This is a genomic window from Cellvibrio japonicus Ueda107 (assembly GCF_000019225.1).
GTDB lineage: Bacteria > Pseudomonadota > Gammaproteobacteria > Pseudomonadales > Cellvibrionaceae > Cellvibrio > Cellvibrio japonicus.
In genome coordinates this window covers 3,374,523-3,392,726 of sequence record NC_010995.1, presented here as the reverse complement: position 1 = coordinate 3,392,726, position 18,204 = coordinate 3,374,523, and the positions used below count along the sequence as shown (strand labels likewise).

10 protein-coding genes are annotated in these 18,204 nt (G+C 51.0%); 9 read left to right on the top strand and 1 reads right to left on the bottom strand.

What is annotated here, in order from left to right; translation table 11 throughout:
• Positions 1-233 precede the first annotated feature (233 nt).
• The gene (gene katG / locus CJA_RS13910) at positions 234-2,423 is read left to right on the top strand and encodes a catalase/peroxidase HPI (RefSeq protein WP_012488475.1); all 2,190 of its coding nucleotides are present in this window, start codon (positions 234-236) and stop codon (positions 2,421-2,423) included.
• A gap of 151 nt (positions 2,424-2,574) precedes the next feature.
• A complete protein-coding gene (locus tag CJA_RS13905) occupies positions 2,575-3,678 on the top strand; it encodes an SGNH/GDSL hydrolase family protein (protein ID WP_012488473.1) in 1,104 nt (367 codons plus the stop codon).
• Positions 3,679-3,715: 37 nt separating this feature from the next.
• Here CJA_RS13905 and CJA_RS13900 read toward each other — a convergent pair whose 3' ends face one another.
• Positions 3,716-4,852: an endo-1,4-beta-xylanase gene (locus CJA_RS13900; RefSeq protein ID WP_012488472.1), complete on the bottom strand. Its 1,137-nt coding sequence runs from the start codon at positions 4,850-4,852 to the stop codon at positions 3,716-3,718.
• Positions 4,853-5,033: 181 nt separating this feature from the next.
• On the opposite strand from CJA_RS13900, the gene CJA_RS13895 reads away from it, so the two are divergent.
• The 7 genes from CJA_RS13895 to CJA_RS13865 all read left to right on the top strand — a co-directional run bounded on the left by CJA_RS13895 (position 5,034) and on the right by CJA_RS13865 (position 18,151).
• A complete protein-coding gene (locus tag CJA_RS13895; protein WP_012488471.1) occupies positions 5,034-7,232 on the top strand; it encodes an extracellular xylan exo-alpha-(1->2)-glucuronosidase in 2,199 nt (732 codons plus the stop codon).
• Positions 7,233-7,382: 150 nt separating this feature from the next.
• The gene (locus CJA_RS13890; RefSeq protein WP_012488470.1) at positions 7,383-9,779 is read left to right on the top strand and encodes a DNA polymerase II; all 2,397 of its coding nucleotides are present in this window, start codon (positions 7,383-7,385) and stop codon (positions 9,777-9,779) included.
• A 214-nt stretch (positions 9,780-9,993) separates the two neighbouring features.
• Complete coding sequence (locus tag CJA_RS13885) at positions 9,994-10,395, top strand: SMI1/KNR4 family protein (RefSeq protein WP_041551551.1); 402 nt, start codon at positions 9,994-9,996, stop codon at positions 10,393-10,395.
• Between the two features lie 146 nt (positions 10,396-10,541).
• A complete protein-coding gene (locus CJA_RS13880; protein WP_083766873.1) occupies positions 10,542-11,354 on the top strand; it encodes a lytic transglycosylase domain-containing protein in 813 nt (270 codons plus the stop codon).
• Positions 11,355-12,291: 937 nt separating this feature from the next.
• On the top strand, positions 12,292-15,300 hold the full coding sequence (locus CJA_RS13875) for a TonB-dependent receptor (protein ID WP_012488466.1): 3,009 nt from the start codon (positions 12,292-12,294) through the stop codon (positions 15,298-15,300).
• A gap of 116 nt (positions 15,301-15,416) precedes the next feature.
• On the top strand, positions 15,417-16,931 hold the full coding sequence (locus CJA_RS13870) for a tryptophan halogenase family protein (RefSeq protein WP_012488465.1): 1,515 nt from the start codon (positions 15,417-15,419) through the stop codon (positions 16,929-16,931).
• 170 nt (positions 16,932-17,101) lie between these two features.
• Positions 17,102-18,151, top strand: a complete 1,050-nt coding sequence (locus tag CJA_RS13865) for a hypothetical protein (protein ID WP_012488464.1) — start codon at positions 17,102-17,104, stop codon at positions 18,149-18,151.
• Positions 18,152-18,204: the final 53 nt, after the last annotated feature.

Sequence of the window (18,204 nt, the reverse complement as noted above, 5' to 3'; positions counted from 1 at the left end):
CATGAAACGGAGTTGTATTCCCGGCGCTTATATCTCTATAAATTAAAACTATCGTTCAGTTATTCAATATAAATTTAGTTGTTGTCCTGCTTTTGAACTAAAGTTGTGTTGTTCAAAAAACAGCAAGCATCAGGGCTTATAAAACCTTTGGGGTCGTCAGCTCACAAGGGAAACCTCGTCCGCTTGCTACCCCTGAATTGCCCAACTGATTAGCCGATAAACAGGAGACTGCTATGGATAACAACCCACCCACATCGACCGGCAAATGTCCCTTTACGCACGGCAGTGTGACTGCCTCTGGTAAATCCAATACCGACTGGTGGCCCAACGCATTAAATCTGGACATACTCCATCAACACGACCGCAAGACCAACCCGCTGGGTGATGATTTCAGCTACGCCGCCGCCTTCAAAACACTCGACCTGCAAGCCGTGAAAAACGATCTGAAAGCCCTGATGACCGACAGCCAGGATTGGTGGCCTGCCGACTGGGGCCACTATGGCGGTTTGTTTATTCGCATGGCCTGGCACTCCGCGGGCAGCTACCGCATCGCCGATGGCCGCGGCGGTGCAGGCACCGGCAACCAGCGCTTTGCACCACTCAACAGCTGGCCCGATAACGGCAACCTGGATAAAGCCCGCCGCCTGCTGTGGCCGATCAAAAAGAAATACGGCAACAAACTCTCCTGGGCGGATTTAATGATCCTCGCCGGCAACATGGCCTATGAGTCCATGGGGTTGAAAACTTTTGGTTTCGGCGGTGGTCGCGAGGATATTTGGCACCCGGAAAAAGATGTCTACTGGGGCTCGGAAAAAGAATGGCTGGCCAAGAGCGGTGGCGAAGGCAGCCGCTACTCCGGCGAGCGCGATTTGGAAAATCCCCTGGCAGCCGTGATGATGGGGTTGATCTATGTAAACCCCGAAGGTGTGGACGGCAATCCCGACCCGCTGCGTACTGCCAAAGACATCCGTGAAACCTTTGCGCGCATGGCCATGAACGATGAGGAAACGGTGGCCCTTACTGCGGGCGGTCACACCGTAGGTAAAGCCCACGGCAATGGCAATGCGGCTAACCTGGGGCCAGACCCGGAAGCGGCCGATGTGGAAGAGCAGGGCCTGGGCTGGGTGAACCACAAAACCCGTGGTATTGGCCGCGACACGGTCACCAGCGGTATTGAAGGTGCCTGGACCACCCATCCCACAAAATGGGACAACGGCTACTTTGACATGCTGTTAAACCACGATTGGGAACTGACCAAAAGTCCGGCCGGTGCCTGGCAGTGGAAACCCGTCAGTATCAAAGAAGAGGACATGCCGGTTGATGTTGAAGATCCCTCCATTCGCTGCACGCCCTTAATGACTGATGCGGATATGGCCATGAAAATGGACCCGGAATATCGCAAAATTTCCGAGCGCTTTTACAGCGATCCCGCGTACTTCTCGGAGGTGTTTGCACGAGCCTGGTTTAAATTGACCCACCGCGACCTTGGGCCCAAAGCGCGCTATTTGGGGGCCGATGTCCCGGCAGAGGATTTAATTTGGCAAGATCCGGTTCCGACCGTGGATTACACCCTGAGCGATGCTGACATTGCCGATTTAAAAGCAAAAATCCTCGCCAGCGGTTTGAGTGTAGCGGAATTGGTTGCCACCGCCTGGGACAGTGCCCGCACCTTCCGCGGCTCGGACTTCCGCGGCGGTGCCAACGGTGCGCGTATTCGCCTCGCTCCGCAAAAAGACTGGGAAGGCAATGAGCCCGCCCGTTTGCAGAAAGTACTGGGCGTATTCGCGGGAATCCAATCCGGACTCAGTAAAAAAGTCAGTATCGCCGATTTGATTGTAGTGGGCGGAGCGGCAGCTGTTGAAAAAGCGGCGCGCGATGCCGGTGTCAATATCACTGTGCCTTTCGCTCCGGGGCGCGGCGATGCGACGGACGCGCAAACGGATGCAGAATCCTTTGCACCACTTGAGCCTGTCCACGATGGCTTCCGCAACTGGGTGAAAAAAGATTACGCCGTACAACCGGAGGAAATGTTGCTCGATCGCGCGCAATTAATGGGTTTGACCGCACCGGAAATGACGGTGCTGGTGGGTGGCATGCGCGTACTGGGTGCCAACTACGGCGGCAGCAAAAACGGTGTGTTTACCGATAAGGTCGGTGTGTTAAGCAACGACTTCTTCGTTAACCTCACCGATATGGCCTACCAATGGAAACCCACGGGCAAAAACAGCTACAACATTGTCGAGCGCAACACCGGCACTGTGAAATGGAGTGCAACCCGTGTGGACCTGGTATTTGGCTCCAACTCCATCCTCCGCTCCTACGCCGAGGTATACGCGCAAGACGACAACCGCGAGAAATTCGTGCGCGATTTTGTCAAGGCCTGGGTAAAGGTGATGAATGCCGATCGCTTTGATTTGAAATAATCACTCGTGTAAAAAACGGGGCGGTGGAGAAATTCGCCGCCCCGTTTTTTATTGCCTCCATGCCCGGCGCAGATCAGCTACAATGGCCTCCACACAACGGCAAACAACACACGATAACAACAATTTTTGTCGCCCTTGATGAGGATTTGCCATGAAACACATTGTTAAACTTTTGCTGCCTTTGGCTGTTTGTTGGCTGTGGAGCTGCGCACTGGCAGCCCAGGCGGAGCCGGCTGCCACCAACCTGATCGGCGCTGCCCATGCGTATTATCTCTATACCGGTCGGGTCGATTTTTCCGATAAGCAGGCGCCGCGCCTGTCCTGGCCGGGTACCAGTATCAAAGCCAATTTCACCGGTACCTATCTGGCGGTGGTACTGGACGATGAACTGGGTAAAAACTATTTCAATATTATTGTGGATGGAGAAACCCGGCATCCGTTTGTACTGGAAGCCAAACAGGGTGAGCATAGCTATTGGATTTCCAGCACCCTGGGTGAAGGTGAGCACAGCCTGGAAATTTACAAGCGCACGGAGGGTGAGGAGGGCAGCACAGCGTTTAAGGGATTGGTGCTAGCCAATGGGGCCAGGTTGCTATTGCCTCCTGAGCGCCCCAAGCGCCGCATGGAAATTTACGGCGACTCTATTTCCAGTGGTATGGGCAACGAAGGTGCTGATAATGGCGCAGACCATTTGCTGTCGGAAAAAAATCATTATTGGGCCTATGGCGCAATTACGGCGCGCAACCTGAATGCGGAATTGCATACCATTTCACAAAGTGGTATCGGCATTATGATCAGTTGGTTCCCCTTTATCATGCCGCAGTTTTACGATCAGTTAAGTGCGGTAGGTAACAACGATAGTCGCTGGAATTTTAGTCAGTGGACCCCGGATGTGGTGGTGATCAATTTGTTCCAGAATGATAGCTGGCTGATTGATCGCGAGAAAAAATTACAGCCTATTCCCGACGATGAGCAGCGTATCCAGGCGTATATCGATTTTGTGCGCAGTATTCGCGCGCAATATCCCAAGGCGGAAATTATCTGTGCCCTGGGCAGTATGGATGCAACGGCTAATGACAAATGGCCAGACTACATCAAGACAGCGGTAGCACGCATGAGAAAGGATAATAAAGATGAAAAGCTGGATACGGTTTTCTTTGACTTTACCGGCTATGGCCAGCATCCGCGTATTGCCCAACACAAGGCTAATGCAGAAAAATTGACGGCATTTATCCGGGAAAAAATGCGTTGGTAATGAGATTGCCCCCGGGTTTTCCCCGGGGGCTGTTGGATTATTGTTTCAAATCCAGTACACGGAAGTAGGCAGGCTTTGGCTCATGCTGGCGATCAAATAACAATGGATAGTTGGTGCGTCCCCGAATCGGGAAATCATTCAGCCAACTGGCATCATCACTGACGCCCCAAAGGGTAACACGATCGATTTTATCAGCGTGCTTGAGGAAGAGTTTGAACAGGTCTTCGTAGCGGCGCGCCAGTTTATCCTGCATCTCTTGTGGCAAGCCTTTGGTATAGGGGTCGCGCTCCGGTTTGTACTCAAAGCGGGTGGAAATTTCGGCAACCGGTAATTCCCATACCGAGGGAAGCACATCGATATCCAGTTCAGTAAAGTGAACACGCAAGCCGAGTTTGGCAAATTCGATAATACTTTTTTCGACTTCGGCGATCGGGGGCGTATCTATCCCCATATGCCCCTGGATGCCCAAACCATGGATGGGCATGCCGCGTTTTTGCAAGCGTTTGATCATCTCAATCGTGGCCTCGCGCTTGCCAGTGCGTTCAATGTTGTAGTCGTTATACAGCAGGTGCGCCTTGGGATCGACTTCATGGGCGAGGTTGAAGGCCTGGTAAATAAAGTCTTCTCCGAGAATCTTGTACCAGTGGCTCTCGCGCATTTTCAGGTTATCGTCGACGGCTTCGTTGACCACATCCCAGGCGTGCAGCTTGCCTTTATAACGGCCTGCCAGGGTGGTGATGTGCTCCTGCATTTTTTTCTGCAGGGCTGTTTTGCTGATGTAATTACCGTCTTTATTTTTAAATACGGAGTCGGGAATCTGGCTATGCCATACCAGGGTGTGGCCAACCATATGCAGGTTATGCTGTTCGCCAAAGGCGACAAATGCATCGGCATCGGCCCATTTCCAGCTGCCATCTGCGTTGCGGATCTCACCCCACTTCATGCAGTTTTCCGGGGTAATGGAGTTAAAATCCCTGGCAATCAAGGTAACTAACTGGGGATCTGCCTGGTTAATAATGCTGGCACTCAGCGCTGCACCTATCAGGAAATCCTGTTGGTACGCTGTTTTCAGGCTAGTGGCAGTCGGGGCACTGGCGGCCTGCAATTTAACGGCTGGCACCAGGGCGGCGCTGGCACCCATAAGCTGGAGTAGTTTCCTGCGTGATACTTGCATAGTGGATTCCTCGGTATTTATCGCTATCGATTGGGGGGTGATGGATATGTCGGCGTTATCAGTTCTTATGTCTGCGCTTAACAGTAATTGATTTGGTGTTCTTGTATACTAGTGTTATATTTCAATTGACCATAAGTCTAGCGACTATCCGATAATAATCAACCAGGGGTTGAGTTAAGTTATGTCCACGTTTGCCCGGTTATTCCTTTGCCTTGTGTTTTTTGCCAGCCTGCAGCCAGCCATGGCCCAGACTGAAGATGGTTATGATATGTGGTTGCGTTACCAACCCATTGCAGACCAGACGTTGCTGAAAACCTACCAAAAACAGATTCGTCATCTGCATGTGGCGGGCGATAGTCCAACCATAAACGCGGCTGCTGCTGAATTACAGCGAGGATTATCGGGCTTGCTGAACAAACCGATTGTTGCGCGCGATGAAAAACTCAAGGACTACAGTCTGGTCATTGGCACCCCGGACAATTCTCCCCTGATTGCCTCACTGAATCTCGGTGAGCGTTTGCAAGCCCTGGGCGCTGAAGGCTATTTGCTGGAGCAGACCCGCATTAACAAGCGCCATGTAGTGATTGTTGCGGCGAATTCCGACGTGGGTGTGCTCTATGGCAGTTTTCACCTGCTGCGCCTGATCCAGACGCAGCACGCGTTGGAAAAACTATCACTGTCCAGCGCCCCGCGCTTGCAGCATCGTGTTGTTAACCATTGGGATAACCTTAACCGTGTGGTGGAGCGCGGTTATGCCGGTTTGTCTCTGTGGGATTGGGGCTCCTTGCCGAATTATTTAGCGCCGCGCTATACCGACTATGCGCGTATCAATGCGTCCCTGGGTATTAACGGTACGGTGATCAATAATGTTAACGCCGACCCGCGTGTATTGAGTGATCAATTTTTGCAGAAAATCGCAGCACTCGCCGATGCGTTCCGCCCATACGGCATCAAGATGTATTTATCCATTAATTTCAATTCACCGCGCGCGTTTGGCGACGTGGATACGGCGGATCCATTAGACCCGCGTGTACAGCAGTGGTGGAAAACCCGCGCCCAAAAAATTTATTCCTATATCCCCGATTTTGGCGGTTTCCTGGTGAAGGCTGATTCTGAAGGGCAACCCGGCCCACAGGGATATGGCCGCGACCATGCCGAGGGTGCCAACATGCTCGCTGCCGCACTGAAGCCGTTCGGCGGTGTGGTTTTCTGGCGCGCCTTTGTGTATCACCCGGATATTGAAGATCGTTTCCGCGGTGCCTATGACGAATTTATGCCGTTGGATGGCAAGTTTGCCGATAACGTTATCCTGCAAATTAAAAATGGCCCGATTGATTTCCAGCCGCGTGAACCCTTCTCGGCATTGTTTGCCGGTATGTCGCGCACCAATATGATGATGGAGTTCCAAATTACCCAGGAATATTTCGGGTTTGCGACACACCTGGCCTATCAAGGGCCCTTGTTTGAAGAATCCCTGAAAACAGAAACCCATGCCCGGGGTGAGGGTTCTACCATTGGCAATATCCTCGAAGGCAAGGTGTTTAAAACCCGCCATACCGGTATGGCCGGTGTGATTAATCCGGGCACAGACCGCAACTGGACCGGGCATCCCTTTGTGCAATCCAGCTGGTATGCGTTCGGGCGCATGGCCTGGGATCACCAGATCAGTGCTGCCACCGCTGCCGATGAATGGTTGCGTATGACCTTCAGCAACCAGCCGGCATTTATTGAACCGGTAAAACAAATGATGCTGGTGTCGCGCGAGGCCGGGGTTAACTATCGTTCACCACTTGGGTTGACGCATTTGTACTCACAGGGCGATCACTATGGCCCGGCGCCCTGGACGGATGACTTACCGCGCGCAGACTGGACGGCGGTTTATTACCATCGCGCCAGTAAAACCGGCATAGGATTCAATCGCACCAAAACCGGCTCCAATGCCCTGGCACAATATCCCGAGCCTATCGCCAAGGCCTGGGGCGATCTTAATAGCGTACCTGAGGATTTAATCCTGTGGTTCCATCACCTGAGTTGGGATCACCGCATGCAATCCGGTCGCAACCTGTGGCAAGAATTGGTGCATAAATATTATCAAGGTGTTGAACAGGTTCGCGCCATGCAGCGCACCTGGGACCAGCAAGAGGCTTATGTGGATGCAGCGCGTTTTGCCCAGGTCAAAGCCTTATTACAGGTGCAGGAGCGCGAGGCTGTTCGCTGGCGGAACTCCTGTGTGCTCTATTTCCAATCGGTAGCCGGTAGACCCATTCCTGCCAACTATGAGCAACCGGAACACGACCTGGAATATTACAAAATGCTGGCGCGTACTACGTACGTGCCCGAACCCTGGCATCCGGCAAGCTCCAGTCGCGTGTTGAAATAATCCCCATATTCTCTCCACTGGTTGCGCGGGGCTCCCCCTTGCCGTGATGGCAAAGCCGGAGCCCCGGTGTTTTTTCCGTTGGGTTTCGCAGGCGCAGGCGATATACTGGTTACTTATACAGTTTTGGCCAGATGATGACCTGATTCCACCATGCCCCAGGCTTTTTTACTCACCCGTCAATGGCGCGATACCCGCGAAGGTGTCGTGCTGGATTTCTGGTGGGCGACCGATAATGGCCCCTGCTGGACCCAGGTTACCGGCCAGGAGGTCGTTTTTTTTATTGCACGTGAACAGGCAGCACAAATATCGGCGTTATTGCGCGGCCTGCGCGATTGGCGCATGGCGGATGTGGAGCTGAAAACCTTTCGCAACCAATGGGTTTGTGCACTCTATTTCAAGCAGCATCGCCTGGCGCGCGATGCACAGACACTGCTGGACCAGGCCAGGATCTGCTATTGGGAAAGTGATATCCGTCCCACTGAGCGCTATTTGATGGAGCGCTTCATTACCGCTGCGGCCGACCTGGAAAGCACTGACACTCGCTCCCCCCTCATCAATCCGCGCCTGGTGCCGGTAAGTGAGCCCCTATGGCGGCCTGCATTGCGTATGCTGTCACTGGATATAGAAACCTCCATGGATGCAACGCAACTCTATTCCATCGGTATCTGGTGCGAGCAGGCCAAAATAGTCTTGATGGTTGGTGAGGGACAAGACACAGAAAGTGTGCGTTTTTGTAGCGATGAAAGGACTTGCCTTGAGGCATTTTTTGTATGTATCGAGCAACTTGATCCGGATATTGTCATTGGCTGGAATCTGGTGCAATTCGATTTGCTGGTACTGGAAAAATTGTGTCAGCGTTTGAACATATCCCTGCGACTGGGGCGAGCCGGGCAGTCGATCCATTGGCGCCATGAAGAGGGCGATGGCGGGCGCAGTTTTGTGGTAATTCCGGGGCGTGTTGCCCTGGATGGCATTGACCTGCTCAAGGCGGCCAATCCGCGCTTTGAAACCTATGCACTGCAACATGTGGCAGAGGAGTTGTTAGGCGAAGGCAAACTGCTCAGCGGCAGTGATCGCGGTGGCGATATTACACACCTGTTCCACAATGACAAACTGGCTTTGGCGCAATATAACCTGCGCGACTGTGAATTGGCCTGGTCCATTTTCACCTCGCAGCACCTGCTCGAATTTGCCATGGAGCGCAGCCAGCTCACCGGGTTATTGCTCGATCGCGTTGGCGGCTCAGTGGCGGCCTTTGAGTATTTGTATTTACCGCGCCTGCATCGGCGCGGCTATATCGCTCCCAATCTGGGCGAGCTGGAGTCGGATGTTTTTAGCCCGGGTGGTTATGTCATGAGTTCGCGCCCGGGTATTTACGACAATGTGCTGGTGCTGGATTTTAAAAGCCTGTATCCCAGCATTATGCGCAGTTTCCTGGTTGACCCCTGTGCGTTCTGGATTGCCCAGCATCAGCAATTGGATGAGGCGCACACCGCCCCGGGTTTTAATGGCGCCAGCTTTGCCAGGGAAGGGCATATACTGCCGCAGTTAATTGAACAATTATCGGCTGCGCGCGATCGCGCCAAGCAACATCGCAACGAACCCCTGTCCTACGCCATCAAAATTATTATGAATTCCTTCTATGGCGTCCTGGGCTCAACCGGATGCCGTTTTTTTGATCCGCGTATTTCCAGCTCTATTACCCTGCGCGGCCATGACATTATCCAGCGCAGTCGCGACTGGATTGAACAACAGGGATACACGGTTATTTATGGCGATACGGATTCGCTCTTTGTCTGGCTGGAAAATAATTGCCTTGGGCATGCGCCCAAATCACCACAGCAATGCAACAGCATAGGCGTGCGCCTGGCGCGCGAACTGAATGCCTGGTGGCAGGAAACCCTGCAACAGGACTATCAACTAAACAGTGCGCTGGAAATCCAATACGAAACCCATTATTTGCGTTTCCTGATGCCGACCATACGCGGCTCTGAGCTGGGCACTAAAAAACGCTACGCCGGTTTAATTGATGTCAACGGCCAGCGCGAAATGATTTTTAAAGGCCTGGAAAATGTGCGCACAGATTGGACCCAGCTGGCCAAACAGTTCCAGGCCGATTTATACCGCAAGGTATTTGATGGTGAAGACTATGTCGAGTACGTGCGCACTGCGACGACGGCTGTACTGGCGGGCGAGCGCGATGATGACCTGATTTACCGCAAGCGGCTGCGGCGCCAGTTGCACGAATACCAGAAAAATGTCCCGCCCCATGTACAGGCTGCGCGCAAATATGTGCAGTGGACCGGGGAGCGCCTGCGGCGCGGGGATTGGATCAGCTATGTCATGACCATCAATGGCCCCGAGCCCTTGGGCACTTATGAGGTGGATTGGTCGTTGCGCCAAAGTCCGGTGGATTACCAGCACTATATCGACAAGCAGCTCACCCCCGTGGCGGATAGTATCCTGCATTTCCTCAATAAATCCCTGAACGAATTGGTCGATCACCAGCTATCCCTGTTCGGTGCGGACATGCCGGCAAGCCGCTAGAAACCATCTCGAAAATCATCCAACGGCCTGGTGCCGCATTGAAAAGCCAGCTCCGCTCCTCGCTGCCGTTTCGCCTTGCCTGAGTCTCGCTGGCTGATTTTCGAGATGGTTTCTAGTGGCTCCCCTGGTTCGGGTCGGTGCGGCGAGGGATGGTTGTGCCCTGGTAAAGCTTCGGGCTATAGTCCACTTCCCTTATCCACAAACAGGTTGCCCGATGGAAGACGTTATCGAGCTATTGCGCGAATATAACGAACCCGTCCCCGTCCCCCTGGACTTACCCGACGAGGACCAGCTAGTCGAGATCGAGGAGGAGATCCTCCTGCCTATCCCGCGCGATATGCGTAGGTTCCTGCTGGAGGTCAGCGATGTGGTCTATGGCAGTATTGAGCCCGTCACGGCGGCTGATCCCCATTCCCATACCTACCTGCCGGAAGTGACTGCTACTGCTTGGTCCCTGGGGGTTCCCCGTTACCTGATGCCGCTGTGTGAAGTGAATGGCAACTACTACTGTGTCGAACCGGAGGGCGAAGTGGTGTTCTGGCGCGATGGCGACCTGACCGACGAAACCTGGCCTTCGGTATGGCATTGGGCGCGCGATGTGTGGCTGGAGTCATAATCCATAGCGTGAATTGTTCACGAAAACCACTTTTGGTGACAGGTGCAGCTCCGGTTCTGGGCTACACTGAAAGGCCCGGTTCGCTGATTCATCTGGCTGTGGATGATGCGCTCCCGGGATCTGTCGTGCGTTCCTGAGGTTTGTCAATGAAGTCCTTCCCTATACAACTTTGCCTGTTACTGGCCCTGTGGGCAGGCAAGGTCGTGGCCGATGGGCGGGATTTCAAAGTGTCGGTGTTGGATGCCCATATCGAACAGGCACCGGTTGCTGCAGCTGTAATGGACGTTCAACCGGGTGAACCTGTGGATTTTGAAGAGCAGGTTCGGCGTGTGGCAGAGCGAACCGCTGCCGAGGAAGCCGCACGCAAGGCTGCCGAAGCCGCAAAATCCAAAAAGCAGCCATTTACATTTTATAAATATCACAAAGCCGGTGCCGTCACATTTTCGGACCGTGTCCCGCACAAGACGGATTACCAGGTCATTGTCTATAACAGTTGTTATGCCTGCAGTGCCCTGTCGAGAGTCGATTGGCATCACACCAAACTTTATCTCAGTGAATTCAGTTACTCCATTGGCCAGGCGGCTAAACGCTACAACCTTGACCCGGCATTGCTCCGCGCTGTTATCCATGCAGAATCCAATTTCAATCCACTCGCGCGCTCGCGCAAAGGCGCCATGGGATTAATGCAACTGATGCCGGCGACAGCCAAGGATATGGGGGTGGGGGACACCTACAATCCCGCGCAAAATATCCAGGGCGGCGCACGCTACCTGGCCTGGTTACTCGATCGCTTTAATGGCGATATCACCCTCGCAACCGCCGCCTACAATGCAGGGCCGGGGGCAGTCTCGCGCCACAATGGCATTCCTCCCTACGAAGAAACCAAAACCTACGTCTTCCGCGTTAATATCCTCCATCAGCGTTACAAGCGTCAGCTAGCGGCGTTAGCCAGCAATTAACCTTTAACAGATTAATGGATTGCGCTGACCTGATTGCAAAAAATTAATTAGAAAATTAGTCCTTTTTAATTTTTTTTGCAGCAGCTCGCAACAGTTCTTAATGCGCTCTGATTGAAATTTTTCTGGCCAACGGCCCTTCGTACTTTTGTTCAATACAGTGAACAATAATGGATTATTTGGAAATTATTCCATACCAGGATTTTTATTAATCAGTGCATTTAAAAAATGCCCACACATTTTAAGTTCCTGCCATTGGTACCTGCGTGTCCGATCAACGCTCCGATGAATTACAGACATCCTATTGTTTGAAAAAATACTGATTTATTTTTTATAGCGATGGATTAAATTTTGATCTATTTTGGTTTTTTATGCTGGCTTATGGTCATTTTGAATAAAATGATTGGTGTATTGTAGATTATTTTCATAGACGAAACAAAAAAATTACAGATGATGATTCGTATGTCTTTGGTTTGATATAGCAATAAAAAATCTGTGTTGATATTTCTAATATGCTTGTTTTTTAGAAGGACTTTGGGTTGACGTTAATTTCTGGAGATGAATAAGATGAAAAGTAGATAGGGCAGTACCGGCTCTCAATAATAAAAGCGCTAATTGTGGCAAGTGCCTTTTGGCTAAGTTAGTTGATAGCCGAAATTAAGTGCTGGGAGTCAATGTTGGCTACTGAATTATCGGTTGGCAATTGCCTGTTGTAATCCGGATTGCTGTGAGAGCGTTGAGGGGCGAATGCAATACAGGATGAAAATACACAGGTTGTACTTCACGAACTGTTGATTGAAACAGGAGGCTATTGTTGGCAGGTATCCTATTGGAGTGATAGCTGTGCCTGATATTTCAGGGTGGCGTTCATTCGGGTTTTCTGCGCTAGAAGCAGTGCGGGGATAAGACTCTTACATATAATTCACATACAGGCTTGGTTATGAGTAACTATAAAAAACAAGACTACGATAAACAGCAAAAAACCAACAAAACACAATCGGCACCTCTCTTTAAAAAATCTTTGTTGGCAATGTGTATAGTTGCATTAAATGCACCGGTTTATGCGCAGAATACCGAGCCACCTGTTGAGGAGGTGGTCGTCTATGGTATTAAGCAAAGCCTTGAGAGTGCGCAGGCAATAAAACGTAATTCCGCAACAGTGACTGACGTGATTACGGCGAGTGATATTGGCGCACTGCCGGATAAATCCGTTGTTGAAGCATTACAGCGTGTGCCCGGTGTGGCGATTGAACGTTTTGAAGCTTCTGATGACCCGGATCACTTTTCTGTTGAGGGGGGGAATGTCACTATTCGGGGCTTGAACCGTGTAAGGGCAGAATTTAATGGCCGCGATGCCTTTAGCGCTGGTGCCGATGGCGGCATGAGTTTCTCCGATATTCCTCCCGAGTTGGTTGGATCTGTTGAGGTTGCTAAAAACCAGACTGCCGATTTGATTGAAGGCGGCATCGCGGGAACGATTAACCTGAATACACGCAAGCCTTTTGATAAAGACGGTTTTACCGCCGGGGTCACTGTCAAGGGTAGTTATGGTGATTTGATAGAGGATGTTAATCCGTCTATCTCCGGTATTGTGAGTAATGTGTGGGACACAGACCTGGGTAAAGTGGGAGCCCTCTTTTCTGTTTCTGCATCCAACTTCACCTCGCGGGGTGATGGTATAGGGATTTACAACTATTACGAAAAAGATGCCCCGGATGTAGGCAACGGCGTTACACCCATAGTGCCCAATGCCGCTTCAGCGCGTCAGCAGTTTAATGATCGAGACCGTTTAGGCTTTGCCGGTTCACTGCAATGGGCCAATCCATCAGATACAGTCCTGGCCACTCTGGAGTTTATCCGCTCGGATTCAACCGTCGCCTGGAACGAGCGTTTTATTGAATCGCCTGCGCAACCATTTACCGGTGATGCGGGGACAGACCGGATCACACTCGGTGATGATTACACCTTTGCCTGCCCGGCTTCCGATGCGACTCCCTGCCAATTCAGGTCGGGCACCTTGCTGGGGGGAACCTACCCCTGGGGTAATGTGCCGTATGTTGCCGGCGCGCGCGCGCGTGAAGATGAGCGTGTTATCAATGATTGGAGTTTTAACCTGAAATTATCGCCCAGTGATAATTTGACGCTCTGGGCAGATGTTCAATATGTAAAAGCGGAAAACAGCATTAAAGACAACACCGCCCATGGTAAGTTCTTTTCCGATATTTATCTGGATATCCGCGATGAAGATAACCCCAAGCTGGAATTCCTTAACGATAATGTTGCAAATCCGGAAAGCTATTTCATGCGCTCGGCTATGGATCATATTTCCGAAAATGAGGGTGATGAGCTTGCGCTGCAACTGGATGCTGAATATACCTTTGATGACCAATGGATTACCGGCGTAAAAACAGGTTTACGTTTTTCCAATCGCGAAGTGACTGTGCGTGAAACCATTTGGAACTGGGGTGGTTTGACAGAGACATGGTCTTCACAGGGAGAGGGGAGCGAAGCCTTCTATGATGGTTTGCTGGATGCTGGCATGGTGGAGCAATTTACCTTTGATTCACACCTGTCCGGCAATGCGTTAAAAGGCAACAATACTTTCTGGTTCCCGTCAGAATCTTTCCTTTCCAGTACGGAAAATATGTACCAGAAGTTGGTTGCTAATGATGGCAGGACAGTTGATGGTGCCTGGGTTCCGTTGCACCGTCGGGCAGGTGTTATTCCTGGAACCAGCTTCCTGCCCTCGGAAATTTATGTGACGGAGGAAGACCGTTACGCCGCCTATGTGCGGGTTGATTTTGGCAGTGAAGATGGCGCACTGCGTTACTCGGGTAATGTTGGCTTGAGGTATGTTACCTATGAGCTTGCGTCCACGGGTGCGAGCAATTTCCCCAATCCTGTAGGTGCTGAGTTGCAAAATCCCGGACTGGATCCGAGTTTGCCGCAGGATGTTATTGATTACCAGACGGGCGATGGGACGCTGGCCACTACTATCAGGGGTAAAAAATTTGACAAGGTGTTGCCGAGCTTCAACCTTAAAGTTGAGTTGACCGATGATCTGCTGGCCAGGTTGGCAGTATCTGAGGCCATATACCTGCCTGAATTGAATGCTGTCAGGAACCAACGCAATATCTCGTCTGTTATGACCGTCCTTAACGATCCTGATTCCAATGCAGTGACTGGTGTTATCCACGAAGGTTTCTACGCAAATGGTGCAGGCAATCCTTACCTGCAACCGGAAGAAGCCGTTAATGTGGATTTGGCCCTCGAATGGTACTTCGATGATTTGGGATCGTTGACGCTGACCTTATTCAATAAAGATGTCGATGGCTATTTCCGCCAGGCTACGGAAACGGAGCTGGTGACCAATCCCGAGAATGGTATTACCCAGGAGGTTAGTTCTACCAGGACGATTAATGGTGGATCGGCAGAGATTCGCGGCTATGAACTGGCGGGACAAACCGGACTTGGTTTTATCCATGAGTCCCTGACGGATTTTGGTATCCAGGCCAGCTACACCTATATCGATGGTGATGCGGATGATGGTAGTTCAGAGTTCGATCCTACCGACAGTCCAGAGGACACCTTTAGGAACTTTACCGGTTTACCACTGGAGGGATTATCGCAAGATAATTATAACCTGGTGGTCTTCTACGATAATGGCACATTCCAGACGCGTTTCGCTTATAGCTGGCGTTCACGCTACTTGCTCAACTCGCGCGATGTGATTGCTTTCTCGCCCATTTATGGCGAGGCGACGGGGCAACTGGATTGGTCTGCATCCTACAGTTTGAACGATACCATCAAAATCGGTTTGGAGGCCAACAACCTGCTGGATGAAGTGACCCGGACATCCATCCAATACAACCAGGAGGGGGTGAGGACTCCGCGTTCTTACTTTGTGAATGATCGTCGAGTGGGATTGTTTATACAGGCAACTTTCTAATTCTTGGCTGCTTGTTAATGACATGATGTACTTACGGCAAAAGCACAGCGTATAGCTGTGCTTTTGTTTTATGGTAGTACCGGGCTGAGCACATTGTTTTGTAGGCGAATATAAACATGAGTGATTCCAATAATATCCAATCCATTATCATCCTCGGTGGCGGTACGGCGGGTTGGATGACCGCGGCTGCCCTGGCCAAGGTGATTACTACGCGCAATTGTTCGATTACTTTAATTGAATCGGAAGAGATAGGTACCGTGGGGGTGGGTGAAGCTACTATCCCGCAGATTTCCATTTTCAACAGTGTGCTGGGGATTGATGAAAATGATTTCATCAAGGCAACCCAGGGTACGTTTAAATTGGGCATTGAGTTTGTCAACTGGAAATCCATCGGCAGTGCGTATATTCATCCTTTTAGCACTTATGGTACAGATCTTCACAATGTACAATTTTACCATTATTGGCAAAAAGCATTTAAATTGGGCTTGTCACCGGATATCAGCGATTACTCGTTGAATATACAGGCGTGTTATCACAATAAATTTACCCGGCCAATGGATGTCCCCAATTCCCCTCTGGCCAAAATTGCGTATGCCTATCATTTTGATGCCGGCTTGTATGCGCGCTATTTACGCCGCTATGCAGAAGCGTTGGGAGTAAGGCGCGTTGAAGGCAAGGTTACCCAGGTCAATAAAAACCATGACAATGGTTTTATTAAAAGCCTGTTGTTGACGGATGGCTCGGTACACGCAGCGGATTTTTTTATGGATTGCAGCGGCTTCAGGGGGCTCTTGATTGAAGGTGCTTTGCATACAGGCTATGAAAACTGGTCCCATTATTTGCCGGCGGATAGCGCCATTGCCATTCCCTGCAGGCGTGTTGAACCATTGATTCCCTACACCCGCGCAACGGCTCACACAGCCGGTTGGCAATGGCGGATTCCCCTGCAACACCGCACGGGTAACGGTCATGTATACAGCAGCCAATTTATTGATGATAAGTCTGCACTGGATACTCTGGTCAATCATTTGGATGGCGAGCCGTTGGCCGAGCCGAGGCAGTTGCGCTTTGTCACGGGCAAGCGGCGCAAGGTATGGAATAAAAATTGTGTTGCACTTGGGTTGGCCAGCGGTTTTCTTGAACCCTTGGAATCCACCAGTATTCATCTGGTGCAATCAGTGATTTCAAAGTTTCTGGGACTTTTTCCACGGAAAGACAGTTTTACGGCGGAGCAGGAAAAATTTAATAAATACATGGATGATGAATATCTGGGTATCCGCGACTTTATTATTCTCCATTATAAAGCAACCCAGCGCGATGATTCGGCGTTCTGGAACCATTGCCGCACTATGGAGATTCCTGAATCCTTACAGCGCAAGTTGGAACTTTATCGTTCCAGTTCGCGCTTGTACCGGGATAACAATGAATTGTTTGATGAGTCCAGTTGGTTGGCAGTCATGCATGGCCAGGGGATAGTGGCTGAGGGGTACAACCCTATTGTAGATGCCATGCCTGTGGAAGAGTTGGAGAATCGTTTGCGCGGTATTCGCCAGGTGATTAGCAAATGCCTGGATGTGATACCGACACAGGATGCTTATATTGATAAGTATTGCAGGGCGGGGCAGTTGTAGCGTGACCATAACTTCGAATGTGAACATAGATTCTGGATGTCATTAATTAATCATTATTAATAACTAAAAACTCTAATCTAAACGATATTTTTCGCTCAAAAAATACGCATTTTTGCCGCTACAGGGTTGGTTAGCCTTTTTCTATTGAATTAACCCTGCGGGAGGTGGAGATGATTATTGCCAATGCACAGGTTCGGATGGCAGCGCAGCAGGAGTATCAGGAACAGCGCCTGGTGCGTGAGCGGTTGCAGTTGTGGGCGGGGCCTGAGCCAGTGCCGGTAGCAGTTCCTGAGCCATTGCCGACAGAGTCGATCCAGGTGGATCTGTCCCAGGCTGGTGCTTTGTTAGCGAGGTATCGTCAGGTGCAGACGCTGGATTTGAGTACAGAACTGGATTCGCGCTCGCGCTTGAACCTGATGATCCTGGAGGCGACCTTTGACGCTATCAGTGGACGCTCCTTGAATATGAAAGACCCAAGTACCCTTGGGGAGGGGGCGGGCCCCAAGCTAATTAGTGTTGATACATCCTTACCTTTACGTGCATTGCGCTCCGGGGCAGGTTTGGTTTACCAGCGGCAGGAGCGCTACGAAGAGCGCGAGCAGTTGCAGTTCCAGGCCCAAGGGGTTATTCGAACCCAGGATGGCCGGGAGATTTCATTTCATGTGGATTTGGCGATGAGCCGCGAATTTGTGCGCGAGTCTAACCTGGAGATTCGCATGGGCGATGCAGTGATGGTTGACCCCTTGGTTATTAATTTTGATGGCTTGGGGGCGCAGCTTAGCCAGACCCGGTTTGCATTTGACCTGGATAGCAATGGCACTGAGGAACAGATTGCCATGCTAAGGCCTGGCAGCGGTTTTTTGGCGTTGGATCGTAATGGCGATGGCATTATCAATAACGGCAGCGAATTATTTGGCCCCACGACTGGACGCGGGTTTGCCGAGTTGGCGCAGTTTGATGAGGACGGTAATCAGTTTATTGATGAGGGGGACAGTATTTATCATCAATTGCGTATCTGGATGATGAACGAAGATGGAAGTTCCCAGTTAATGGCGTTAGGTGATATGAATGTGGGGGCGATTTTTCTCGGCCATGTAAGCTCACCTTTTCAATTGAAAGATACGAATAACAATTCGCTGGGCGAAATTGCCAACTCCGGAATCTATCTGAAAGAGACGGGTGAGGTGGGTGTTGTCCAGGAAGTCAATTTAAGTGTTTGAGAGACAACAAGCCCCTGACGCGGGGCTCGTTGCAGTGGTCATGCAACAGTTCT